Source organism: Kineosporia rhizophila (assembly GCF_021277265.1).
In the GTDB taxonomy this organism is placed as follows: Bacteria; Actinomycetota; Actinomycetes; order Actinomycetales; family Kineosporiaceae; genus Kineosporia; species Kineosporia rhizophila.
The window spans coordinates 113,843-137,040 of record NZ_JAJSOH010000004.1; the positions used below are offsets into that span (position 1 = coordinate 113,843).

Annotated in this window: 20 protein-coding genes; 11 read left to right on the top strand and 9 right to left on the bottom strand. The window is 71.3% G+C overall.

Annotated features, from left to right (window positions below):
• Window positions 1-41 precede the first annotated feature (41 nt).
• From LWF15_RS09060 to LWF15_RS09070, 3 genes are all read right to left on the bottom strand, one after another.
• Window positions 42-569 carry a hypothetical protein gene (locus tag LWF15_RS09060; protein WP_232809968.1) on the bottom strand — a complete coding sequence of 176 codons (528 nt, stop codon included), beginning with the start codon at window positions 567-569 and terminating at the stop codon, window positions 42-44.
• 163 nt (window positions 570-732) lie between these two features.
• On the bottom strand, window positions 733-1,164 hold the full coding sequence (locus LWF15_RS09065) for an SRPBCC family protein (protein ID WP_232809969.1): 432 nt from the start codon (window positions 1,162-1,164) through the stop codon (window positions 733-735).
• The gene (locus LWF15_RS09070) at window positions 1,164-1,508 is read right to left on the bottom strand and encodes an ArsR/SmtB family transcription factor (RefSeq protein ID WP_232809970.1); all 345 of its coding nucleotides are present in this window, start codon (window positions 1,506-1,508) and stop codon (window positions 1,164-1,166) included. Before LWF15_RS09070 ends, LWF15_RS09065 begins: the two co-directional genes overlap by 1 nt.
• Before the next feature lie 129 nt (window positions 1,509-1,637).
• On the opposite strand from LWF15_RS09070, the gene LWF15_RS09075 reads away from it, so the two are divergent.
• From LWF15_RS09075 to LWF15_RS09095, 5 genes are all read left to right on the top strand, one after another.
• Entirely contained in the window at window positions 1,638-2,468 is an 831-nt protein-coding gene (locus tag LWF15_RS09075) for a PhzF family phenazine biosynthesis protein (protein WP_232809971.1), read from the top strand.
• A 49-nt stretch (window positions 2,469-2,517) separates the two neighbouring features.
• Window positions 2,518-3,285: a YqjF family protein gene (locus LWF15_RS09080; RefSeq protein ID WP_232809972.1), complete on the top strand. Its 768-nt coding sequence runs from the start codon at window positions 2,518-2,520 to the stop codon at window positions 3,283-3,285.
• A gap of 192 nt (window positions 3,286-3,477) precedes the next feature.
• Window positions 3,478-4,887, top strand: a complete 1,410-nt coding sequence (locus tag LWF15_RS09085) for a lysine N(6)-hydroxylase/L-ornithine N(5)-oxygenase family protein (protein ID WP_232809973.1) — start codon at window positions 3,478-3,480, stop codon at window positions 4,885-4,887.
• Window positions 4,888-4,893: 6 nt separating this feature from the next.
• Window positions 4,894-10,359, top strand: a complete 5,466-nt coding sequence (locus tag LWF15_RS09090; RefSeq protein WP_232809974.1) for a condensation domain-containing protein — start codon at window positions 4,894-4,896, stop codon at window positions 10,357-10,359.
• A 214-nt stretch (window positions 10,360-10,573) separates the two neighbouring features.
• On the top strand, window positions 10,574-10,789 hold the full coding sequence (locus tag LWF15_RS09095) for an MbtH family protein (RefSeq protein ID WP_232809975.1): 216 nt from the start codon (window positions 10,574-10,576) through the stop codon (window positions 10,787-10,789).
• 45 nt (window positions 10,790-10,834) lie between these two features.
• Here the strand turns inward: LWF15_RS09095 and LWF15_RS09100 are convergent, their stop codons facing one another.
• From LWF15_RS09100 to LWF15_RS09115, 4 genes are all read right to left on the bottom strand, one after another.
• Window positions 10,835-11,935 carry an iron-siderophore ABC transporter substrate-binding protein gene (locus LWF15_RS09100; protein ID WP_232809976.1) on the bottom strand — a complete coding sequence of 367 codons (1,101 nt, stop codon included), beginning with the start codon at window positions 11,933-11,935 and terminating at the stop codon, window positions 10,835-10,837.
• A gap of 53 nt (window positions 11,936-11,988) precedes the next feature.
• Entirely contained in the window at window positions 11,989-12,807 is an 819-nt protein-coding gene (locus tag LWF15_RS09105; protein ID WP_232809977.1) for an ABC transporter ATP-binding protein, read from the bottom strand.
• Between the two features lie 81 nt (window positions 12,808-12,888).
• Entirely contained in the window at window positions 12,889-13,950 is a 1,062-nt protein-coding gene (locus tag LWF15_RS09110; protein ID WP_232809978.1) for a FecCD family ABC transporter permease, read from the bottom strand.
• The gene (locus tag LWF15_RS09115; protein WP_232809979.1) at window positions 13,947-14,999 is read right to left on the bottom strand and encodes a FecCD family ABC transporter permease; all 1,053 of its coding nucleotides are present in this window, start codon (window positions 14,997-14,999) and stop codon (window positions 13,947-13,949) included. The genes LWF15_RS09110 and LWF15_RS09115 overlap by 4 nt, the downstream gene beginning before the upstream one ends.
• 103 nt (window positions 15,000-15,102) lie before the next feature.
• On the opposite strand from LWF15_RS09115, the gene LWF15_RS09120 reads away from it, so the two are divergent.
• Both LWF15_RS09120 and LWF15_RS09125 read left to right on the top strand, forming a co-directional pair.
• Window positions 15,103-16,836 carry an ABC transporter ATP-binding protein gene (locus LWF15_RS09120; RefSeq protein ID WP_232809980.1) on the top strand — a complete coding sequence of 578 codons (1,734 nt, stop codon included), beginning with the start codon at window positions 15,103-15,105 and terminating at the stop codon, window positions 16,834-16,836.
• Between the two features lie 14 nt (window positions 16,837-16,850).
• Complete coding sequence (locus LWF15_RS09125) at window positions 16,851-18,608, top strand: ABC transporter ATP-binding protein (RefSeq protein WP_232809981.1); 1,758 nt, start codon at window positions 16,851-16,853, stop codon at window positions 18,606-18,608.
• Here LWF15_RS09125 and LWF15_RS09130 read toward each other — a convergent pair.
• Complete coding sequence (locus LWF15_RS09130; protein ID WP_408622880.1) at window positions 18,605-19,222, bottom strand: LysE family translocator; 618 nt, start codon at window positions 19,220-19,222, stop codon at window positions 18,605-18,607. The two genes, LWF15_RS09125 and LWF15_RS09130, sit on opposite strands and share 4 nt — an antisense overlap.
• A 126-nt stretch (window positions 19,223-19,348) precedes the next feature.
• On the opposite strand from LWF15_RS09130, the gene LWF15_RS09135 reads away from it, so the two are divergent.
• The 3 genes from LWF15_RS09135 to LWF15_RS09145 all read left to right on the top strand — a co-directional run bounded on the left by LWF15_RS09135 (window position 19,349) and on the right by LWF15_RS09145 (window position 21,588).
• Entirely contained in the window at window positions 19,349-19,801 is a 453-nt protein-coding gene (locus LWF15_RS09135; RefSeq protein WP_232809983.1) for an Lrp/AsnC family transcriptional regulator, read from the top strand.
• A gap of 81 nt (window positions 19,802-19,882) precedes the next feature.
• Entirely contained in the window at window positions 19,883-20,395 is a 513-nt protein-coding gene (locus LWF15_RS09140) for an ImmA/IrrE family metallo-endopeptidase (protein WP_232809984.1), read from the top strand.
• Entirely contained in the window at window positions 20,392-21,588 is a 1,197-nt protein-coding gene (locus tag LWF15_RS09145; RefSeq protein WP_232809985.1) for an MAB_1171c family putative transporter, read from the top strand. Before LWF15_RS09140 ends, LWF15_RS09145 begins: the two co-directional genes overlap by 4 nt.
• Here the strand turns inward: LWF15_RS09145 and LWF15_RS09150 are convergent.
• Window positions 21,534-21,974, bottom strand: a complete 441-nt coding sequence (locus tag LWF15_RS09150) for a hypothetical protein (RefSeq protein ID WP_352396625.1) — start codon at window positions 21,972-21,974, stop codon at window positions 21,534-21,536. The genes LWF15_RS09145 and LWF15_RS09150 overlap by 55 nt on opposite strands.
• Window positions 21,975-22,345: 371 nt before the next feature.
• Here LWF15_RS09150 and LWF15_RS09155 point away from each other — a divergent pair, with 371 nt between their 5' ends.
• Window positions 22,346-23,173, top strand: a complete 828-nt coding sequence (locus LWF15_RS09155; RefSeq protein ID WP_232809987.1) for an alpha/beta fold hydrolase — start codon at window positions 22,346-22,348, stop codon at window positions 23,171-23,173.
• The last annotated feature ends 25 nt before the right edge of the window (window positions 23,174-23,198 follow it).

The following is a 23,198-nucleotide window of genomic DNA, read 5'->3' on the forward strand; positions in this document are numbered from 1 at the left end:
TGTTCGCCCGACCACGATGGGTGGTGCGGGCGGGGCATCGGTCAGCCGGTGCGGGGGCCCGGGCCCACCGGACTCAGGCAGCTCTCGTCCGGCTCGGTGGCCCAGAGCGAGCACTCCACCCGGATCACCGTGTGCACCAGTGTGCCCAGGGCACTGATCAGTTCATCGTCGGGCGGCTCGGCCCCGGCCAGCCAGAAGCGCACTGGTGCTTCGTGGAAGACGTCCTGGTGCGGCGGGATCTCGAAGTTCTCGGCCCGGCGCAGTTCGTGCCCGAGGCAGACCAGGGCGGAGGCGAGCAGGAAGGCCAGGCGGGCCCAGCCGCGGTCGGAGCCGGGGTGGTAGCCGGGCGGGGGATCGATGAACAGCTCGGGCAGGCCGGCCCACCAGAGACCGTTGGTGTGCACCCGGCGCAGCCGCTGCCCCGCCCCCGAGGCCACGTCCAGCTGGATCTGCGGCACGCCCGCCGCCCCTGGGCCGGCCTCGGCCCGGTCGGCCTGGTCGGCCAGCTCGGGCGAGTCCGGCAGCTGGGCCAGATGGTCGAGGTAGCGCTGCATTTCGTGGTTGGTCATCGAAAGGTCCTTCCCCCGGTAGCTTCCGCTGGGACCAAGGGTGGACCGGTCGCCGAGACCGCCCCGAAAGTTGTCCACAGAATCGCGGCCTGTGGACGAACCGGCCTTCCTGTGGGCCGGTGACCTGTGGAAGGAGCCGGCCCGGCAGGAAGACGCGGGAAGGTCAGGACGAGAGCAGCGCAACCAGCTTGTCGAGCTGTTCGTTGGTGCCCTGCTCCATCATCGGGAACATCTCGTCGGTGGCCTCACCGACGAAGTGCTGCACCAGCCGGGTCTTTCCGCCGTCGTCGCTGAGGGTCACGGTGATCTCGCCACCGCCCAGCCCGCGCTGGCCGCCCCAGCCGTAGACCAGTTCGTCGATCGGCCGCAGCGAGCGGATGGTCATCTCCGAGGGGTACTCGTTGCCCTCGCCGTCGACCATGGTCAGGTTGAAGGCACCGCCCTCGCGCAGGTCGACGGTGATCTTCTCGACCGGGGTGTGCAGGCCCTGCGGGCCCCACCAGCGGGCGAGCTGCTCGGGAACCGTGTACGCGTTCCAGACCAGCTGCTGCGGCGCGTCGAAGGTGCGGGTCAGGGTGAGCTCACGGGTGGGCATCAGGTGTTCTCCTTCGGGTCGGGGTTCTGCAGGGCCTTGAGGTGGGCGTCGAGCCGGGTCCAGCTCTCGTCCCAGAACTGCCGGTAGCGCTCCAGCCAGCCGGTCGCCTCCTGCAGCGGCTGGGCCTCCAGGTGGCACGGACGCCACTGCGCCGTGCGGCCGCGGGAGATGAGGTTGGCCCGCTCCAGCACCTTCAGGTGCTTGGAGACGGCCGGGAGCGTCATGTCGTGCGGAGCGGCGAGTTCGCCCACGGTCGCCTCGCCCTCCATCAGCTGGGCCAGGATCGCCCGCCGGGTCGGATCGGCCAGGGCGGCGAAGGTCAGGCTGAGCTGGTCGGTGGCCACGACCCTCCTTACTTCACCGATTGGTTAATCAACTGATTGGTAAAGTAGCAGCCGGTGAAGACGGACACAAGGCCAGAGACGCCGGATTGGCCGTGTCGCCCCAGCACCGCCGACGGCACTGTGGTGAGCATGCGCAGATTCGCCCAGGTCGACGTGTTCACTTCCCAGCCGGGCCGGGGGAATCCGGTCGCAGTCGTCCTCGACGGCGAAGGGCTGTCGACCGAACAGATGCAGCGGCTGGCCAACTGGACCAACCTGTCCGAGACCACGTTCGTGCTGCCGCCCACCACGGCCGAGGCCGGCTACCGGGCCCGGATCTTCACCACCAGCCGGGAACTGCCCTTCGCCGGGCACCCGACCATCGGCACCTGCGCCGCGCTCCTGGATGCGGGGTTGCTCGAGCCGGGTTCGTCGTGGGTCCAGGAATGTGCCGCCGGTCTGGTCGAACTCCGGCTTTTGGACGGGGGTGCCCTGGCTTTCGCGGCCCCGGCACCGGTGTCGGAGGAACCGTTCGCGGACGAGGAGCTGTTCCGCCGCACCCTGGGCGGGGTGAAGGCGGACCAGCCGACGATCATCGGGATCGGCCCGCGCTGGCTGACCGCCCGGGTCACGATCGACGACCTGAACTCGCTGGAGCCGGACCGCCAGGCCTACGCCGAGCTCGCGGCCCACACCCCCGACTTCACCCTCTACGCCGTGGACGAGACCGGTGACCTGCACGTGCGCTCGTTCTTCGACGACGGCAACGGCCTGACCGAGGACCCGGTCTGCGGCAGCGGCAACGCCTGCGTGGCCCGGCACGTGCAGCTCAGTGGTCTGGACATCGCGCTGGGGTCCGGGTATCAGGCGTTCCAGGGCCGGCACCGGGGCCGGGACGGGCGGATCTCGGTGGCTCTGGGGGAGCAGAACTGGATCGGTGGCGAGGCCGTGGCCGTGATCCGGGGCACGATCGCGGTCTAGGAGCCGGGGCACCGGGAGGTCTTTCGGGCCGGCTCGTAGCATCGTCGGTATGGACATCGAGGCCGTCACGCCGCTGGCACCGCGCCGGGTTGGGCGCACCGTGTTCACCCAGACCTGGGCCGACCTGACGTTCCTGCACTGGGCCGTCGATCCGGAGCGGGTCGCGCCCTACCTTCCGCCCGGTGTCCGTCCCGACGTGATCGAGGGGCAGACCTACGTGGGACTGGTGCCCTTCCGCATGCGCGGCGTGGGTCTGCTCGGTTCGCCGGGCGTTCCGTACTTCGGAGACTTCCTCGAGACAAACGTCCGTCTGTACTCCGTGGACGACAAAGGACGGCGCGGGGTCGTGTTCGTGAGTCTGGACGCCGAACGTCTGGTGCCGGTTCTCGTCGCCCGCGCCGCACGACTGCCGTACTTATGGTCCTCCATGGGGTACGAGCGCAAAGGTGACCTGGTCACGTATACCTGCGCCCGACGTCCGTACGCAGGAAAACTGGCCACGAGCGCAACCGTGCGCCGCGCGGGAGTGGGCGGCGCCCAGCACACGGCCACCTCGAAGATCTCCGTGCGGGTCGGCGGCCGGGTCGAAGCACCCTCCGAGGCGGAGAACTGGATGACCGCGCGCTGGGGGCTGCACCAGTCCGGCTACTACTGGCCGAACGCGCACAAGACCTGGCCGTTGCACCGGGCAGTGCTGGAGCAGTTCGACGACCAGATTCTGAGCGCCGCGGGTTTCGCCGACCTGGCAGTGAGAAACCCCGACAGTGTGCTGTTCTCACCCGGCGTGCACTCGGTCTTCGGTCCGCGGCTGAAGTAGCCCGCACGAATACCCGAGCGCCGGTCGGCGGGCAAGGGTCTTCGGGGAACGGGCTTGTCTCACTTCGGCTATGTCTTCCGGGTAGCGATTAGGGTAGCCTCACCTAAGTAATGCGGGCGCTACGCCCGGCCATGCTCGGTGCACCCACTGCGACGACGCGCCCGGCTCGCGGCGCGTCCCGGAGGAACCTAGATGACCTCGCTGTCTGCCGACGGATCGGCCACGGGAACCGTGGACGACCCGGACCGTCCGATCTACGACCTGATCGGGATCGGGTTCGGCCCGTCGAACCTCGCGCTGGCCATCGCGGCGGTGGAGCACAACGACGGGGCCGGCGACGCCGAGCGGGTGGCGGTGCGGTTCTTCGAGCGTCAGCCCACCTTCGGCTGGCACCGTGGCATGCTGCTGGACGACGCCACGATGCAGGTCTCGTTCCTCAAAGACCTTGTCACCCTGCGCAATCCGGCCAGCCAGTTCAGCTTCCTGGCCTACCTGCACGAATGCGGCCGGCTGGTCGACTTCATCAATCACAAGACGCTCTTCCCGCTGCGGGTGGAGTTCCACGCCTACCTGGAGTGGGCCGCCGCGCGGGTGGCCGACCTGGTCGACTGGGGCCACGAGGTGGTCGCGCTCGAGCCGGTGCTCAGTCACGGCGAGGTGGTCGCGGTCGACGTCACCGCCCGCGAGCTCACTCCCGACGGCGACGGCCGCGAGGTCACCTACCGCGCGCGCAACGTGGTGATCGGCACCGGTCTGCGACCGCGCTTCCCCGAGGGCATCTCCGGTTCCGAGCACGTCTGGCACAACCACCAGCTGCTGCACCGGGTCGAGGAGATCGACGCGGCCTCGGCCAAGCGGTTCGTGGTGGTGGGGGCCGGGCAGAGCGCCGCCGAGGTGACGGCCTTCCTGCACGAGCGGTTCGCCGACGCCGAGATCGTGTCGGTGTTCTCGCGGTACGGCTACAGCCCGGCCGACGACAGCCCCTTCGCCAACCGCATCTTCGACCCGGCCGCGGTGGACGACTTCTTCGACGCCTCGCCCGAGGTCCGGCAGATGCTGCTGAACTATCACGCCAACACCAACTACTCGGTGGTGGACGGGGAACTGATCGAGGAGCTGTACCGGCGTTCGTACCAGGAGAAGGTCAACGGCCGTGAGCGCCTGACCATGCTGAACGTCTCCCGGGTGGAACAGGTGCGGGAGCAGGCCGGTCAGGTGGCGGTCACGGTGCGCTCACTGACCAGCGACCGCCGCGTCGAGATCGAGGCAGACCTGGCCGTTTTCGCCACCGGCTACGACCCGGTCGACCCGAGGCCGCTGCTCGGCGACCTGGCCGGGCTCTGCCCGACCGACGAGAACGGCCGGCTGCGGATCCGCCGTGACTACCGGGTGGAGACCGCCCCGGGCATCCGGGCCGGCATCTATCTGCAGGGCGGGACGGAGCACACGCACGGTCTGTCCTCGTCGCTGCTGTCCACCATCGCGGTGCGCGCGGGCGAGATCCTGAGCTCGGTGGTCGGCAACGTCTCCGCCGAGGTGGACGAGCCGTCGGCCGGTGGGGCGAAGGCCCCGGTGGCGGCGCTGCGCCAGTTCCTGCGGTAGTCCACGGTGACGGCCGCCGAGGTCCTGCCGCTGACCCCGCTGCAGGAGGGGCTGCTCTTCGAGGTCCAGCACCGCGCCGACGACACCCCGGACGTGTACACCGGTCAGCTGGTGCTGGACCTGCAGGGTGAACCCGACCCGGCCCGCTGGCGCTCGGCCGCGCAGGGCCTGCTCGACCGGCACCCGAATCTGCGGGTCGCCTTCCAGCAGCTCCCGAGCGGCGAGAACGTCGCCCGGGTGGAACCGGACGTGGCGCTGCCCTGGCAGGAGATCGATCTCGGCGCGTTGGCGGCCGCCGGGCACGGTGCGGCCGCAGTGGAGCAGGAACTGGCCGGGTTGCTGGAACACGACCTGCTGCGCGGTTTCGACCCTTCGCTGGCCCCGCTGGCCCGGGTCACGCTCTACCGGCTCGGCCCGGCGCGCCACCGGCTGGTTCTGACGTATCACCAGCTGCTGCTCGACGGCTGGTCGATGCCGGTGCTGCTGGACGAGCTGCTGGCCCTCGCCGACCCCGACGGGGTTCTGCCGGGCGCCGGGCCGGACCATCGCCGGTATCTGGACTGGCTGGCCCGGCGCGACCAGGAAGCCGCCGGCACGGTCTGGGCCCAGGCGCTCGCCGGTCTCGAACACGGCACCCTGGTGGGCGCCCGGGGCTCGGGCGACCGCATGGCGCCCACCCAGTTGCCCGGGCACGTGGTGGCCGAGGTGGAGGCCGGGCCGCTGCTGGCCTTCGCCGAGAACGAGCGGGTCGGCCTGGACACGGTGGTGCGCGGGGCCTGGGCGCTGGTGCTCTCGGCGCTGACCGGTTCGCTGGACGTGGTGTTCGGGGCCACCGTCAGTGGGCGGCCGCCCGAGCTGTCCGGAGTCGAGAAGATGGTCGGGTCGTTCAGCAACACCGTTCCGGTGCGGGTGCGGATCGATCCGGCGCAGTCGGTGGGTGAGCTTCTGCGCAATCTGGAGGCCGGGCACCGGGTGCTGGGTGAGCATCACCATCTCGGTCTGACCACGATCCAGCGTCTCGCCGGAGTGGGCGAGCTGTTCGACACGATCACGGTTTTCGAGAACCGGTCCCCGGCCGGTGACCTGCCGCGCTGCGTGGGTGACGTGGAGGTGGCCGGAGTCGCGGTCCGCGACGCGTCGCACTATCCGCTCTCGCTGGCCGCGCGGACGGGTGAGAAGCTGTTTCTGGAGCTGGAATTCGCGGCCGACCGCTTCACTGCCGATGCAGCCCACGAGGTGTTGCAGCGTCTGGTCGGTGTACTTCGGCAACTGGGGCAGGCTAGTATTCCCTCAGCCGGGCGGCTCGACCTGCTCCTGGAGGGGGAGCGGGCCAAGCTGCTCGGCTCCTGGGCCCTGGGTGAAAACCCCGGTACGCGGCCCGCAACCGTCCTTCAGGCCCTGAGTCGCCAGGCCCGTGCCACCCCGGACGCGGTTGCGCTGGTCACCGAGGTGCAGCGTTGGACGTACGCCGAGCTGGAGGAGTGGAGCAGCCGGGTCGCCGCCGGGCTGCGTCGCCACCATCACCACGACCTGCTGGGTGAGACGGTCGCCGTCTGCCTGCCGCGGGCCTGGATGCTGCCGGCCCTGCTGGCGGTGATGAAGACCGGGGCCGCCGCGCTGGCCCTCGACGAGTCCGGCCCCAGCGCCCGCACCTACCTGATGCTGTCCGACGTCTCGCCCGCCATGGTCGTCCGTTCGGTGGAACAGCTCGAGAACGCTTGGTTCGCCGCCACTTCGGAACTTCCCCGGATCACCGGGGCCATGCCCGCCTACGTGGTGCACACCTCGGGCTCGACCGGGGTTCCCCGCGCGGTGGTGACCACCCACGCGGCTCTGGGCAACCTGCTGGCCAGCCACCGGCGTCATCTGATGAGTGCCTTTCCCGGCCGGCTCCGGCTGGGCCACCTGAACTCGTTCGGCTTCGACGCTGCCTGGGACCAGGTGCTCTGGACGGTGGCCGGGCACCAGTTGCACGTGATCGCCGAAAGCATTTCCCAGGATCCGCAGGCTCTGATCACCTACGTGGACCAGCACGGTGTGGACGCCCTCGACCTGACTCCCTCGCAGCTGGCCGAACTCGTGGGGGCGGGTCTGCTGGAGAGCCGGCTCAAGCTTCTCACCGTGGGCGGCGAGCCCATGGATCCGGCGCTGTGGCAACGTGTCTGTGCGGAACCGGGCCTGCGCGTGCACGACCTCTACGGACCCACCGAAACAACAGTGGACGCGTACGGCTGGGTCAGTGACCGGGCCGGGCGGCGCAAGGCCTACCGGGTCGACGGCGTGCGGACTTATGTCCTGGACGAGTTTCTCCGCCCGGTTCCGGCCGGGGTCACCGGCGAGGTGTACGTGGCTGGGCCGGGTCTGGCGCTGGGGTATCTGAAGCGGCCGGGGCAGACCGCTGAACGCTTCGTGGCCGATCCCTTTCAGCAAGGTGAGCGGATGTACCGCACCGGCGACCGGGCGCGGTGGACGGCGGGCGGGGTGCTCGAACTGGCCGGGCGCGCCGACCGCCAGGTCCAGATCCGCGGGATGCGGGTGGAACTCGGCGAGATCGAGGCCTCGCTCCGGGCCCTGCGCCTGGTGAGCCAGGCCGCGGTGGTGAGCGGCGAGGACGGTCGGCTGGCCGCCTACCTGAGCACCACCCGCCCGGCCCAGGCCGAGGAGATCCGGGCGGCCCTGGCCGGGCGCCTGCCCGCGGCCATGATCCCCTCGACGATCGTGATGCTCGACCGGCTGCCCCTCACCAGTCGCGGAAAGCTTGATCTGGCTGCGCTGCCCGCCGTCGCCGAAGCCGTTCCGGTGCCGCCCCGGACCGAGCGCGAGACGGCCGTGGCCGAGCTCTTCGCCGAGGTTCTGGGGATGGAACAGGTCGGCATCCGGGAGAACTTCTTCGCGCTCGGTGGGCACTCGCTGCTGGCCATGCGGTTGGCCGGGCGGTTGCGGGCGGAACTCGGGGTGAAGGTGGACGTGCGGGACATCTTCGCCGCGCCCGACGTCGAGCGGCTTTCCCGGCGGCTGCCGGTGCGAGGGCGCGCCGACCGCCCCCGTCTGCAGGCGGCCTGCCCGCGGCCGGAACGGGTTCCGCTGTCGTCGGCCCAGCAGCAGTTCCGCATCGAGCACGGGCAGACCCTCACCCGGCCGACCGCCTGGCGCCTGATCGGGCCGGTCGACGAGCCGGCGCTGCGCCAGGCAGTGGCTGATCTGGCCCAGCGACACGAGATTCTGCGCACGGTGGTCACCGAGCACGGGGGTGTGTCGTACCAGGTGTTGCAGGCTGAGCTGCCGGCGCTGCGGGTGGTCGAGGCAAGGCGGCCCGAGTTGAAGGCCCTGATCGATCAGGAGTGCCGCTACTGCTTCCGACCGGATGTCGAGACGCCGCTTCGGGCGACGCTTTTCCGTGTTGCTGAGGACGAGCACGTCCTGGTGGTCGTGGTGCACCACCTGGCCGCTGACGACCGTTCCGTGCCGATCCTGCTCGGCGACCTCTCGGCCGCCTACTCAGCTCGCTCCCGAGGCCGACTTCCGCAGTGGGCCCCGCTGCCGGTGCAGTATGCCGACTTCGCGCTCTGGCAACGTGCGCTGGAACGCAACCAGGCAACGTCCTCAAAACAAAAGACCTACTGGAAACGGCATCTGGACGGAATGCCGCAACAACTGGCCCTGCCGGCCGGTCGGCCGGGAACGGATCGTAGCGGTTTCGCGGGTGGCGCCGAACCGTTCCTGATCGAGCCGGATCTGGCCGTTCGGCTGCGGGAGGTCGCGGCCGAGCAGGACAGTTCGATGCTCATGCTGATCCAGACGGCCGTGGCCGTACTGCTGGCCAAGCTCGGAGCGGGCGAGGACATCCCGCTGGGCTTCCCGGTCGACGGGCGTCCGGAGACCGCTTCGGAGCAGATGGCCGGGGCCTTCGCGAGGGTGTTGCCGCTGCGGGTGAACGCTTCCGGAGATCCGGCCTTCACCGCTCTTCTGGCTCAGGTGCGCGACACCGCGCTGGCCGCGCTCGACCGGCAGGACGCCCTGTTCGACCCGCCGCAGTCCGCGGTCACGGTGACCTGGTGCGGGCCGGAAGACGGTGCGCTGCGGCTGCCCGGACTCTCGTGCCTGCCGGTTCGCGTCGACCGCACGACCTGCCGGGCCGACCTGGCCTTCGAGGTGGGCGATCTCGGCCCGGACGGTCTGGACGGCTCGATCGGCTATCGCAGCGACCGGTTCGACGCGGCCGACGCCGCGCTGCTGGGAGCCCGGCTGGTGCGGGTCCTGGAGCAGATCGCGCAGGCCCCGACCCGGCGGCTCAGCCAGTACGAGGCCCTGCTGCACGGCGAACGCGCGAAGCTGACCGGGGAATGGGCGGCCGGAGGTCCGGTGCCGCTCGAGACCATGGGCCTGACCGTCGTGGACCTGCTGGCGCAGCAGGCTCGTCGCTCGCCGCAGGCGGTCGCCCTGGTCACCGCCGAGCGCACCTGGACGTTCGAGGAGCTGGAGGCCTGGACCAACCGGGCGGCCCGGGTGCTGTTGTGGGCCGGTCCGTTACGGGGCCGGGTGATCGCGCTGAACCTCGACCGGGCCTGGATGCTGCCGGCGGTGCTGGCCGTGCTGAAGACCGGGGCGGCCTGCCTGACCATCGATCCCGGACACCGGCCGGGCCTGCTCGAGGAGGTCCGGCCGGTTCTCACCATCGATTCCGCGTCGTTGCTGGAAGGCGACGAGTCGGACGCCCCGCTGAGCGATCCGGACCGGGGCGGGAGGCTGGGGCCGGACATGCCGGCGTACCTGGTCTGCCCGCCGGGATCCGGAGGTGTGGTGGTGCCGCATGCGGCGATCGTGAACCTGGCCGCCTCGCACCGGGATCGGCCCGGAACGGAGGGGGCGCGCCGCCGGGTGGCTCTGGGAGCCTCGTTCGAGCAGGACTCGTGGTGGGAGCCGGTGCTGTGGATGCTGGCCGGGCACGAGCTGCACGTGCCCATCGAGCCGACGGTGCGGTGGCTGCGGGAGGCGTCGGTCGACGTGCTCTGCACCACTCCCGCCGATCTCGCCCGCCTGCTCCCGGCCGGGTTGCTGGAGGCCGGGCTGTCCACGGTGCTGATCCATGGACGTTCGGTGGATCCGGCTGTCTGGCAACAGATGTGCGAGGCTCCCGGATTGGCCGTGCATCACCTGTACGGGCTGCCGGAGGCCGCGCTGGAAGGGTACGGCTGGCACGGTGAGGCCGGCGGTGGTCGGGCTGCCTACCGGCTCGACGGGGTGCGCACCTACGTGCTCGACGAGGCGCTGCGGCCGGTACCGGCCGGGGTGACGGGACGGCTGTACGTGGCCGGGGCGGGACTGGCCTACGGCTACGTGAACCGGTTCGCCCTCACCGCAGGCGCTTTCGTGGCCGACCCCTACCAGACCGGGCAGCGGATGTACCGCACCGGAGAGCTGGCCCGATGGTCGCCGGACGGAGTGCTGGAGGTGCTGCCGGGCTCCGGGTAGATTCTCGCCACATTTGGATATTGCCTGCGGTACAAGTGTTTACGCTAGGATGAGCAGTACGTCGAGAAGGTGGTCGAACCTGATCGCGGCATCGCGCCGGGTCACGGGGGGAATGCCCGCGTCGAGGGGAGTGCTGGCCCCTCTGCGTCTCCCCGTGGCCCCGCCCGGTGCCGCAGTGCGGAAAGTCCCGTGAGAACGACCATGGAGAAGAGCCGTGAGCGACCCCTTCGAGAACCCCGACGGCAGCTACCTGGTGCTGGTGAACGAGGAGAACCAGTACAGCCTGTGGCCCGGCTTCATCGAGGTCCCGGCCGGCTGGCGCAGTGTCTTCGGCCCGCAGGGCCGCCCGGCCTGCGTCGAGTACATCGAGGCGAACTGGACCGACCTGCGCCCGCAGAGTCTGGCCGACTTCATGGACGACAACTCCTGAACGGATTCCACCGGCCCTGCTGAGGCGCCGGTGGAATCCGGTGGATCAGGCGCTCTCGTCCTCGACCGCGGTGGCCGGGTCGCCGTCGGCCGCCTGGGCGATCAGGGGCACCAGGTTCTCGATCAGGAAGGGCAGGCTCAGCACGGTGACGAACGAGGTGGCCGCGCCCAGGTCGGAAAGCGGTGCGCCGCCCTCGGTCCCGTCGGAGAGGTAGACCGCGCGGCCCTCGGTGTTCACCGCCAGCTTGTTGTACAGCCCGTCCGCCTCCAGACCGGCCTTGTCCTTGACCGGGTCGGGCACCAGCCAGACCAGGGCGTCGGTGTCGAGCAGGTCGATGCGTTCCTTGCTGATGCTGGCACCGAACTCCTCGCCCACCGCCTCGGCCAGGCCGTCGGGCAGGGAGAAGCCGAGCGACTTCAGGAACTGCCCGCGCGGGTCCTCCTCGGCGTAGACGTAGTAGCCCTCGTAGAGCGTGGCCATCAGCGCGGTCTGCCCGGCGAAGCCGGGGTTGTCGGCCCGGGCCGTCTCGAACCGCGCGTTCACCTCGTCGACCAGCTTCTGCGCCTCGGCCTCGAGACCCAGGGCCCGGCCGATGGTGGGGGTGATGACGTCCCAGGCGACCGCGTAGTCGTTGGTGTCCTTCGGGGCGAGCACGGTGGGCGCGATCTGCGCGAGCTTGTCGTAGTCCTCCTGGGTGACACCGGAGTACATGCCCACGATCAGGTCGGGCTGCAGGGCGGCGATCTTCTCGAACTGGATGCCGTCGGTGCTGTCGAGCAGTTCCGGCACGGCGCCGGAGCCGAGCTTGTCCTTGGCCCAGGGCCAGATCGCGCCCTCGTTCTCACCGAACCACTTGGTGGTGGCGATCGGCACGGTGCCCAGGGCCAGCAGCGCGTCCTGCTCGACCAGGCCGACCACGACCACCTTGGTGGGCTTGGCCGGGATCTCGGCGGTGCCGAACTTGTGCTCGATCGAGACCGGGAACGCGTCGCTGCCCGCCGCGGTGCCCTCGCCCGAGCCGGCGCCGGTGCTGCCGGAGTCGTCGGAGTCGCTGCCGCAGGCGGCGATCAGGGCGAAGGTGGCGGTGGCGACGGTGGCGCCGAACGCCCGCCGGGACAGACCGGGTCGCAGGGGACGGGCAGACATTCAGACCTCCGTGAATTAGGTATGCCTACCCTAATGATCGGATGATCGCGTTTTCAACGACTGGCCAGATCGTGACCGGGCCGGGACCTGCGGGCGGCCCGGCCGGCCGGGACGATCAGCGGGGTGCCGGTCTCCGGGTCGGGGACCACCCGGCACCTCAGGCCGAAGGTCTCCTCGACCATGGCGGCCGTGACGATCTCGGCCGGGTCGCCCTCGGCCACGATCCGGCCCTCGCGCATGGCGATCAGGTGGGTGGCGTAGCGGGTGGCCAGGTTCAGGTCGTGCAGCACGGCGACCAGGGTGCGGCCCTGCTCGTGCAGGTCGGCGCAGAGGTCGAGAACCTCCACCTGGTGGGTGATGTCGAGGAACGTGGTGGGCTCGTCGAGCAGCAGCACCGGGGTCTGCTGGGCCAAAACCATAGCCAGCCAGACCCGCTGGCGCTGCCCGCCGGACAGTTCGCCGACGTAGCGCTTGGACAGGTCGTGCACGCTGGTCTGCTCCATCGCCTGAACCACGATGGCCTCGTCCTGCTTGGACCACTGGCGCAGCAGCGACTGGTGCGCGTAGCGCCCCCGGGCCACCAGGTCGCCCACGGTGATGCCGCTCGGGGCGATCGGGGTCTGCGGCAGCATGCCGAGCCGGTGCGCGACCTGCTTGGTGGAGTAGCTGCTGATCTCCTTCTCGTCCAGGTAGACCTGCCCGGCCTTCGGCCCGAGCAGCCGGGCCAGGGCCTTGAGCAGCGTGGACTTGCCGCAGGCGTTCGGCCCGACGATGACGGTGAACTCGCCGTCCGGGATCGACACGCCCAGGTTCTCGGCGACCACCCGCTGGTCGTAGGCGAGGGTGAGGTTCTCGGCCCGGAGCCTGCTCATGCTTCCTCCTCGCTGACGCTCGTCGTCAACCTGAGTCCCGCGCTGTGTTTTCTGATGACCTCGCTGCGCTCGCTCATGAGATCAACGACTCTTCCGCCATTCGTGAATCAGCAACCAGCACAGGTACGCCCCGCCGAGCAGCCCGGTGGCGATACCGACCGGCACCGGGCCGGAGGGCAGCGCCCGCTGCGCCACCCAGTCGCTGGTGACCATCAGCAGCGCCCCCATCGCGGCGGCCCCGGCCAGACCGGCGCCGGCGCTGCGGGTCACCCGCACCGCCAGTTGCGGGGCGGCCAGGGCGACGAACGCGATCGGCCCGGCCGCCGACGTGGCGACCGCGGCCAGGGCCACCGCACAGGCGAAGAGCAGCCCGCGGGTGCGCTCGACCGGAACCCCCAGGGCGGTGGCGGTCTCGTCGCCGAGGGCGAGCATGTTCAGGTGCCGGGACTGCCAGAAGGCCAGCGGGAGCAGGACCACCACGGCCAGCAGCAGCGGCCGGACCTGGTCCCAGGAGCGGCCGTTCAGCGTGCCGATCAGCCAGACCTGGGCGCCCACCGCGTCGTCCAGGCGGGCCCGGGTGATCAGGAACGAGTTGAACGCGTCGAGCATGGCGCCGATCCCGATGCCGACCAGGATCAGCCGGAAACTCTGCGCGCCCCGGCGGTAGGCCAGCAGGTAGATGGCCAGCGCGGTGGCCGTGCAGCCGATCAGCGCGCCCACCGCGATCTGGTTGGTGCTGCCGTCGAGCACCAGGATCACCACCAGGGCGCCGGACGACGCCCCGACGGTCAGGCCGATGAAGTCGGGGCTGCCCAGGGGGTTACGGGTGAGGCTCTGGAAGATCGCCCCGCTGACCCCGAGCGCGGCGCCGGTCAGCACCGCGGTCAGCGTCCGGGGCAGACGTAGGTCCAGCACGATGAACTGGGCGCCGCCGGTCTCCTGGCCCAGCAGGGTGCGCACCACGTCGGGCAGCGGCACGTCGAAGTCGCCGCTGGCCAGGCTGTGCAGGGCGATCGCGAGGGCGAGCAGCAGCATGACCAGCACGGCCGTGGTGGCCCGCAGGTCGATGCGGGCCGAGACCGAGCCGGTGGCATTGCGCACCACCCGGCCGCTCAGGACCCGTTCGTGGGTGGGCGCGCTCACAGCTGGGCCAGCCGGCGCCGACGGGCCAGGACGATGAACACCGGGGCACCGACGAACGCGGTGACGATGCCCACCTCCAGCTCCGAGGGGGCGGTGACCACCCGGCCGACGATGTCGGCGGCCAGCAGCAGCACCGGGGCCAGCACCATCGAGTAGAGCAGGATCCAGCGCTGGTCGGGCCCGGTGAACATGCGGGTCATGTGCGGCACGGCCAGACCGACGAACCAGATCGGGCCGACCACCGCGGTGGCGCCGCCGCACAGCAGGGTCACCGCCAGCATCCCCAGCAGCCGGGTGCGCATCACGTGGGCGCCCAGGGCCCGGCCGGTCTCCTCGCCCATCGCCAGGGCGTTCAGGGCCGGGCCGAGCGAGAGCGCCAGCAGCAGGCCGGCCACCACGAACGGGGCCACCCGCCAGGCGGCCGGGACGCTGACGTCGCCGAGCGAGCCGACCTCCCAGAACCGGTACTTGTTGAAGACTTCCGGCCGCAGCACCAGGATCGCGTAGATGCCGCTGCCCATCACCGTGGTGATCGCGACCCCGGCCAGGATCTGCCGGTCGGGGGTGGCCGAGCGGCCGGTGTTGCCCAGCAGGAACACCACGACCGAGGTGAGGGCGGCACCGGCGAAGGCGAACCAGACGTAGCCGCTGATCGTGGTGATGCCGAGGAAGGCGATCGCCAGCACCACCCCGGCGGACGCGCCCAGGTTCACCCCGAGCAGACCCGGCTCGGCCAGCGGGTTGAGGGTGAGCGCCTGCATCAGTGCACCGGACAGCCCCAGGGCGGCGCCGACCAGCAGGCCGACCATCGTGCGGGGCAGGCGCAGGTCGTGGATGATCGCGGCGTTCGAGGAGCCGTCGTTGTCCCACCACAGCCGCCAGCTCTCGCCGAACGGGATGAACTTGGCCCCGAAGGCCAGGCTGGCCACCATCACCACCGCCAGCAGGGCGAGCGAGACCAGCAGACCGGCCAGGCGCAGCGAGGTTCGGCCGCCGAGCTGACGGGACTCGACCGGGGCCTCTTCCGGCAGATCGACGGTGACCGCCATCCGACCTCCTCCATGACACCGGACCGGCCTTTTTGAGAGGGTCGGCAGACAGCATTCGGCGGGCCCGCTGAGTGCCCCGAACGTTAGGTTAGCCTCACTTCACATGAGCGTGTCCAGTGCCTCCCCGGCCGCGGTCGGGCCGGTGACCGGCCCGGATGTCCTGCGCCGGATGCTCTCGGCCCGGCGCGGTCAGATGGTCGTGGCCACCCTGCTGCTGTGCTCCCACCAGTTCGGCGAGGTCCTGGTGCCGGTGGTGATCGGGCGGGTGATCGACGAGGCGGTGGCCGGGGCCGGGACCGGTGCGCTGGGCGGCCTGGTGAGCTGGATCGCCGGTCTGGCGGTGGTTTTCGCCGTGCTCTCGTTCAGCTACCAGTTCGGTGCCCGCAAGATCGAGGCGGTGGCCGAGTGGAGCGCGCACGACCTGCGTCTGCAGTTGACCGAGCGGGTGCTGCACGCGCGCGGCGGGGCCGAAGAAGGCCGGCTGCCGGGGGCCCTCACCAGCATCGCCACCAGCGACGCCCAGCGGGCGGGGGCGGTGGCGATGGCCGTCGGGGTGGCCTCGGCACAGATCACGGCCATGGTGGTGGCCGCGGTCGCGCTGCTGTGGGTCAGCCTGCCGCTCGGGCTGGTGGTGCTGGTCGGGGCGCCGCTGATGCTCTGGCTCACCCACCTGCTGGGCCGCCCGCTGGAGAGCCGCAGCGAGGCCGAGCAGGAAGAGGCCGCGGCCGCCTCCGGGGTGGCCGCCGACCTGGTGGCCGGGCTGCGGGTGCTCAAGGGCATCGGGGCCGAGCAGGTCGCGGTCGAGCGCTACCGCACGCCCAGCCGCCGGGCGCTGGCCGCGACGGTGCGGGCGGCCCGGGCCCGGGGTGCCTACGAGGGCGCGATCCTGTTGATGACCGGCGTCTTCCTGGCCCTGGTGGCCGCGGTGGGCGGAAAGCTGGCGCTGGACGGGGTGATCAGCATCGGCGAGCTGACCGCGGCGATCGGCCTGGCGCAGTTCCTGCTCGGGCCGTTGCAGGTGTTCGCCTGGGTCGGCACCGAACTGGCGGCGGGCCGGGCGAGTGCGGGGCGGGTGGCCGAAGTGCTCTCCAGCCCCGAGCTGGTGGGCGGAGACGGCCGTGTCGATACCGCGTCGGCCGCGCTCTCGCTGGAGGGTGTGGCCTCCGGCTGCCTCCGGCACATCGACCTGCGGGTGGAGCCGGGTGAACTCGTCGGCGTGGTGCCGCGTGACCCGGCCGACGCCCTGGAGCTGTTGCGGATCATCGGGCGGGAGACCGACCCACACGTGGGCCACGCCCGGCTCGGCGCCGACCGGCTCAGCGACCTGCACCCCGACCAGGTGCGCGGCCAGATCCTGGTCGCCGCCCACGACGCCGAGCTGTTCGGCGGTCCCTTGCTGGAAAACCTCGGCGGGAGCGGTGAGCTCACGGCCGAGGTGCTCGCCGCCAGCGCGGCCGACGAAGTGATCGGCAGCCTGCCGGAGGGGGCGGCCACCGTGCTCACCGAGCGCGGGGGCAACCTCTCGGGCGGCCAGCGGCAGCGGGTGGCGCTGGCCCGGGCCCTGAACCTGGACGCGCCGATCCTGGTGCTGCACGACCCGACCACGGCGGTTGACAGTGTCACCGAGGCCCGGATCGCAGCCGGGATCCGCCGGTTGCGCCATCCGGCCGGGGAAGGTGGGAGACTTCGCACCACCGTGCTGGTGACCACCAGCCCGGCCCTGCTGGCCGTCACCGACCGGGTGGTGCTGCTGGTCGAGGGCCGCTGTGCGGCCCAGGGCCGGCACGCCGACCTGGTCCGTGACGACGAGATCTACCGGACGACGGTGCTGTCATGAGTTCCTTTCCAACAATGGACGATTCGCGGGTGCGGCTACCGGTCGCGACCGGCGCGCGCTGCCGCCAGGTGGTCGGGAGCCTGATCCGCCCGCAGCGCCGGGCGGCCCTGTCCGGCGTGGCGCTGCTGGTCGCCGCCACCGCGGTGGGCCTGGCCAGCCAGCCGTTGCTCGGCCGGATCGTCGACATCGTGGCCGAGCGTCAGCCGTCCTCCGCGCTGATCGGGCCGGCCGCCGGGATCGCCGTGGTGGCGCTGGTCCAGGCCCTGCTCACCCCGTTCGGCCTGGCCCGGCTGGCCACCGCGGGGGAGTCGGCGCTGGCCGGGTTGCGGGAGCAGTTCGTCGAGCGGGCGCTGCGGTTACCGATCGCCGAGGTGGAGCGGGCCGGCTCCGGCGACCTGACCTCCCGGGTGACCAACGACGTCACCAAGATCAGTGAAGGGGTCCGCGAGGCGCTGCCCGAGTTCGCCCGCTCCGGGCTGGCGATCGTCCTCACGCTCGTCGCCCTGGCGGTGCTCGACTGGCGCTTCTTGCTGGCCGCCCTGGTCGCTCTGCCGGTGCAGGTGCTCACCGTGCGCTGGTTCCTCGCCCGCTCCGGAAAGATCTATGCCGCCCAGCGGCTGGCGGCGGGGGAGCAGCAGCAACAGCTTCTGGAGACGATCGGCGGGGCCCGTACGGTGCGGGCCTTCCGACTGGGCGGGCGGCAACTGCCCCGGGTGGCCGAGGCCTCGTCCCGCACGGTCGGGCGCACGCTCGACGGGATAACCCTGCAGACCGGTTTCTTCGGGCGGCTGAACCTGGCCGAGTTCCTCGGTCTGTCAGGGGTTCTGGTGGTCGGCTACGTGCTGGTCGGCAACGGCTCGGTGTCGATCGGCACGGCCTCGGCCGCGGCGTTCTACTTCCACAGCCTGTTCGCCCCGGTCAACGTCGCGCTCTTCCTGCTCGACGAGGCACAGTCGGCGGCGGCCAGCCTGGCCCGGCTGGTCGGGGTCGTCGACCTGCCCGACCCACCCGGGAACCGGACGGTCGAGATCGCGCCGGGGCCGGCGTCCATAGGTGTTGAGAAGGTGGGCCACGCCTACCTGGACGGGCACGACGTGCTCACCGACGTGGATCTGGACTTCCCGGCCGGCCGGCGGATCGCCGTGGTCGGGGCCAGCGGGGCCGGAAAGACCACACTGGTCAAGCTGATTGCCGGTTTCCACCCGCCCCGGTCGGGCACGATCCGGCTCGGCGGTCAGGACCTGCGCGACCTCGGCCCGGACGGGATCCGCCGTACGGTCGCCCTGGTGACCCAGGAGGTGCACGTCTTCGCCGGGCCGCTGGCCGACGACCTGCGCCTGGCCCGGCCCTCGGCCTCCACCGGCGAACTGGAGGCGGCGCTGGCGAAAGTGCAGGCGCTGGAATGGGTCCAGCGACTGCCCCAGGGGCTGGAGACGGTGGTCGGCGACGGCGGGCACGGGCTCACCGCGGCCCAGGCCCAGCAGCTGGCCCTGGCCCGGCTGGTTCTCGCCGATCCGCCGGTGGCGATCCTGGACGAGGCCACCGCGGAGGCCGGTAGCGCCGGGGCACGGCTGCTGGAACGCTCGGCCCTGCAGGCCCTCGAAGGGCGGACCGCGGTGGTGGTGGCGCACCGGCTCACCCAGGCGGTCACCGCCGACCGGATCGTGGTGATGGAGGCCGGGCGGGTGGCCGAGCAGGGCTCGCACCAGGAGTTGCTGGACGCCGGGGGAATCTACGCCCAGTTGTGGAAGGCCTGGTCGAAAGACGCCTAGAAATGGCGGATCTGCTCGATCAGCAGACCGGCGCTGATCGCGGTCATCGCCACTCCCGAGCAGCGGGCCACCAGACGGGCCGCAGCCGGCCGGGCCCGCAGCAGAGTGCGGGATCCGGTGCCCACGCCGGTGTAGACCACCGCGCACATCAGCATGTGCAGGCCGCCCAGGGCGACCAGCTGCACGGTCAGCGGCCAGGCCGCGGCCGGGTCGGTGAACTGCGGCAGCAGGGCCAGGAACAGCAGCAGCGCCTTGGGATTGAACCCGCTGACCATCGCGCCCCGGCCCGCCTGGGTCAGCCAGGAACCCTCGCCGGCGCCGTCGGCCTGCGGGGTAGGCGGGTCGAGGATGGTCGTGATGCCCAGGTAGGCAAGGTAACCCGCGCCGGCCAGGGTGAGCACGGTGAGCGCGCCGGGGGTGCTGGTGATCAGCGCGGCGGCCCCTGCGGCGACCACCACGGTGATCACCAGGTAGCCGGCCAGCAGCCCGGAGATTGCCGGCAGCACCGACCGATAGCGCAGCCCGGCGGTGATCGCGTAGGCCCAGTCGGCGCCCGGGGTGAGCACGAGGAGGGCCGAAACCGCCCAGAACGCGCCAACCATCCCGATTGTCATCCTGCCGACCTGCCTTTCCGGTTCCGGCGGCCGGTTGCCGCCCAGACAGAAAAGTACGGAGGAAACGCCGGGAAGTGCTGACCGGATCCGGTCGTCACCAGGGCCCGGATGGGAAAGAATCCCGCGGTGGACGACCTTGATCGCGAAATTCTTGCGCAGCTGCAGGCGGACGGCCGGCTGACTCTCACCGAACTGGCCGATCGGGTGGGCCTGACCGTGTCGCCGGCCCATCGCCGGTTGCGGGCGCTGGAGCGCGAGGGGGTGATCACCGGCTACCGGGCCCAGCTCGACCCGGCCCGGGTGGGACTGGGTTTCGAGGCGCTGGTCTTCGTCACCATCACCGAGAGCAGCGCCCGCACGGTGGCGGCCTTCGAGCAGGCCGTGGTCGAGATCCCGCACGTGCTCCAGGCCCAGCGGCTGTTCGGCACCCCAGACTTCCTGCTGCGGGTGGTGGCCGCCGACCTGACCGGTTTCCAGCAGCTGTACGACACCGAGCTCGCCACCCTGCCGGGGGTGCAGAAGCTGACCTCGACGCTGGTGATGAAGAGCGTGGTCGAGGGGCGGGGCCTGCCGTTGTGAAGCAGCCGTTCAAGGGCAATAAGGTGTGATCTGCCAGACAGGTTACTTTTGTGACGGGGTGGACCGGTAGCGTGAGCCCGGATGCGTGAGCGACACCTGCGCCGGCGCTGCCGGGCCCTGCTGCGAGAACTGGACGTGCCCAGGCCGTTCGGTCATCGCGAGCTGTGCCGGCGGCTGGCCCGGCACCGGGGTCGCCCGATCCGGCTGATGCCGTTCCCGATCGAGCAGCCCGGGCCCTCGGGGATCTGGCTGGCCACCGACGTCGCCGACGTCATCGTCTACCAGTCCCAGACCACCGCGGCCCATCAGGAGCACATCATCCTGCACGAGGTGGGGCACATCATCGCCGGTCACGACGGTGAGTCGGTGGATCCGGAGGAGTCCGTGCGGGTGCACCGGCGAACCGCCTACGACAACCGTCAGGAACGTGAGGCCGAGTTGATCGCGACGATCCTGTTCGAGTGGTCCGGAAGGTCGGACGGGCTGGGTGACGGGCTGGGGGAGCGCGACCCGGAGACGGTCACCGATCCGCACCAGGCCGCCGCCCTGGAGCGGATCGCCAACGCGCTGACCGGCGGGCAGGGGTGGTCGTGAGCACCGCGTTCAGTCTCGCCCTGGCCGTGGGCCTGTGGTGGGCGGCCATCGCCAAGCTGCGGCACCTGCGTCGCTCACCCGGTGACCGGCCGCTGGCCGCCGTCACCGGGCTGCTGTTCTGCCTGGCCATCGGCCCGCTGCCGGTCCTGCCGGGACTGAACGACCTGGTCGAGGACGCCGTGCCGGGTCTGGCCAAGCTCTGGCTGAACCTGTTCACGGTGACGGCGACCTACTGCCTGATGGCCTTCTACGGCTACTCGGTGGGCGGGCCCGGCACCGAGGCCCGGCTCCGCCGGCGGCTGTTCGGCCTGTTCGCTGCGCAGGCGGTGATGATCGCCGCCTGGAGCCTGGCCCCGCTGAACATCCGGCTCTCACCCGGCGCCCTGGAGAACCTGGACGACTGGCACGGCGCGCTGTTCACCGTGGCCGCCCTCGGTTACATGGCCTTCGGTCTGGGGCAGGCCTTCTGGTGGTCGGTGCGTTACGCCCGGGCCGCCCACCGCACGCGGCTTCGGACCAGTCTGCGCATCGTCTCGGTGGCGCTGGCCGCCCTGCTCGTCGCCTGCCTGGCCAAGTCGGGGGTGGCGCTGGCGCTGGGCGTGGTGGAGGGGCTGCGGCCCGAGGACGAGGGGCTGATCCTGCTCAGCCGGGTCTACCCGGTGCTGGTCCTGGTCGGGACCACGTTGATCGTGATCGGTTTCTGCTATCCGGCGGTGGCCTCGCTGCCCGGCCGGGTGCGCCAGGCCCGCCGCCGGCGCCGGCTCTACCGCACCCTGGGCCCGCTCTGGCTGCGGATGCGGGAGGCGTTCCCGCACCTGGTGCTGGACAGCGACGTGCCCGGCTTCGCCGGCGGCTGGCTGCCCTGGACGTACCGGGCGTACTTCCGGCGGGTGATCGAGATCCGCGACATGATCGTGCAACTGGCGCCCTACTACGATCCCGAGGTGGCGGTCCGGGCCGAGGGTGAGCAGACGGCCGACCCGCAGATCTGGGTGCGGGCCCGGCTGACCGAGGATGCCCTGCGCCGCAAGCAGGCCGGGCTCCCGGTCGAGGAGCCCTACGTGCTGCCCGCGCTGGGCGGCGACGACCTGGACTCGGACGCCCGCTGGCTGGCCCGGCTGGCCCGGGCGATGACGGATCAGTCCTCGGTGGAGGCGGTCTCGTCCAGCACGTCGAGCATCCGCAACACCTGACGGCGTAGCTGCGGGCTCATCTCCCCGGCCCGCATCGCGATCGTGCGGACCTGGTGGTCGGCCAGGCGGCGGCGCCACTCGATCTCCTGCGGATCCTCGCCGAGCAGGTAGGCCGCGGTGACCGGGGCGTCGTGCGGGGCCCGGTGCTGGTCGAAGAAGGCGGCGATCGCCCGGACCACCGCGATGGTCGGGTTGGTGTTGCTGCCCGAGCGCAGGGTGGCCAGGTAGACCCGGGACATCGAGGTGTCGTGCGCCGGGTCCTCGCTGATCGTGCGGGCCACGTAGGGGGTGGAGAACTCCCGCCAGGTGCCGTTCTCGTCGCGGTGGCCGATCGTGGCGAAAAGCTCGTTCAGCCGGTCGGCGAACGCCGGTCGGGGATCGGACAACCCCTCGCCCCCAGTCTGGTCGGTGCGGTCCGTGGAGCCCAACGGTACTTCCACAATGGAACCGTAAAGGAGAATGTACGTCGCCTGGTTCACCGACGCGAGTCCGTACAGTATATTTACCGCCGGAGAGAACGTTCTCCTGGTGGGGCAGACCCGCCGGCCAGGACGGTCTTCGCGGTTTCGGTGGGGGTCACCGCGGCGGCCGGAGGGACCCGGCCGGTGAAGTTTGCCCATGGGGGGAGCCGTCGGCCGCCGGTCCGGGCGGGCCTGATCCGGAGGGGGATCGGGAAGCCGGACCGGCGGCCGCGGCCTGCCCGATATCGGCCTTTTGCGCGGGCCGGATCGGTAACCGGTGGGTAGGGTCGTCGCCCATGCGGAACACCGTCCTGATACCCGGCTTCTGGCACGGCGCCTGGTCCTGGAGTCTGGTCGCCGAGCAGCTCGCCGCCCGCAACCTCGCCTCGGTGGCCCTCGACCTGGAAGGACAGGGCCTGGAGGGGGTGTCTCCGGCCGGTCGCTGGGGGCGTCCGTTCGACGCCGGCGCCTTCGCCCAGGAACCCTCGCCGGCTGCCGCGGTCACCGTCACCTCGGCCGCCGGGTCGCTGATCCGGCGGTTGCGGCTGATCGGCGACGGTGAGCCCTGCGTGGTGGTGGCGCACAGCATGGCTGGAGTGGTCGCCACGCTGGCCGCCGAGCTGGAGCCGGCGCTGTTCGCGCACCTGGTCTACGTGGCTGCCCTGGCTCCGGTCAGCGGGGTGCCGGCCGGGGCCTACGTGGGGAGCGAGGAGAACGCTGGTGAACTGGGCACCGGCCTGCTGCAGGGCGATCCGGCCGCGATCGGCGCGTCGCGGATCGACCCGGGTGACCCGGCCGGCCAGGCCGCGATCCGGGAGGCGTTCTACGCCGATGTCGACCCGATCACCGCCGGGGCGGCGATCGGTCTGCTGAACACCGACGCACCGGTCGGCATCGCGGCCGAGGCGTTCGCGGTGACGCCGCAACGGTTCGGCTCGGTTCCGCACACCTACGTCACCTGCGCCCAGGACAACATGATCCGGCTGCCGCTGCAGGAGCGCTTCGTGCGGGAGATCGACGCGGTGTCGGCCCGGCCGACCACGGTCGTCCCCCTGGACACTTCTCACTCACCGTTCCTGTCCCGGCCCGAGGCCCTGGCCGGGGTGATCGCCGGGGTCGGCTGACCGTTCGACCGGCCGGATCGCGGAA

Bases quoted from the DNA above. Each gene is read 5' to 3' on its own strand.
- LWF15_RS09130 (WP_408622880.1), bottom strand. From the start codon at position 19,222: ATGACAATCGGGATGGTTGGCGCGTTCTGGGCGGTTTCGGCCCTCCTC.
- LWF15_RS09100 (WP_232809976.1), bottom strand. From the start codon at position 11,935: ATGTCTGCCCGTCCCCTGCGACCCGGTCTGTCCCGGCGGGCGTTCGGC.
- LWF15_RS09080 (WP_232809972.1), top strand. From the start codon at position 2,518: ATGGACATCGAGGCCGTCACGCCGCTGGCACCGCGCCGGGTTGGGCGC.
- LWF15_RS09125 (WP_232809981.1), top strand. From the start codon at position 16,851: ATGGACGATTCGCGGGTGCGGCTACCGGTCGCGACCGGCGCGCGCTGC.
- LWF15_RS09060 (WP_232809968.1), bottom strand. From the start codon at position 569: ATGACCAACCACGAAATGCAGCGCTACCTCGACCATCTGGCCCAGCTG.
- LWF15_RS09155 (WP_232809987.1), top strand. From the start codon at position 22,346: ATGCGGAACACCGTCCTGATACCCGGCTTCTGGCACGGCGCCTGGTCC.
- LWF15_RS09140 (WP_232809984.1), top strand. From the start codon at position 19,883: ATGCGTGAGCGACACCTGCGCCGGCGCTGCCGGGCCCTGCTGCGAGAA.
- LWF15_RS09120 (WP_232809980.1), top strand. From the start codon at position 15,103: ATGAGCGTGTCCAGTGCCTCCCCGGCCGCGGTCGGGCCGGTGACCGGC.
- LWF15_RS09105 (WP_232809977.1), bottom strand. From the start codon at position 12,807: ATGAGCAGGCTCCGGGCCGAGAACCTCACCCTCGCCTACGACCAGCGG.
- LWF15_RS09085 (WP_232809973.1), top strand. From the start codon at position 3,478: ATGACCTCGCTGTCTGCCGACGGATCGGCCACGGGAACCGTGGACGAC.
- LWF15_RS09115 (WP_232809979.1), bottom strand. From the start codon at position 14,999: ATGGCGGTCACCGTCGATCTGCCGGAAGAGGCCCCGGTCGAGTCCCGT.
- LWF15_RS09065 (WP_232809969.1), bottom strand. From the start codon at position 1,164: ATGCCCACCCGTGAGCTCACCCTGACCCGCACCTTCGACGCGCCGCAG.
- LWF15_RS09075 (WP_232809971.1), top strand. From the start codon at position 1,638: ATGCGCAGATTCGCCCAGGTCGACGTGTTCACTTCCCAGCCGGGCCGG.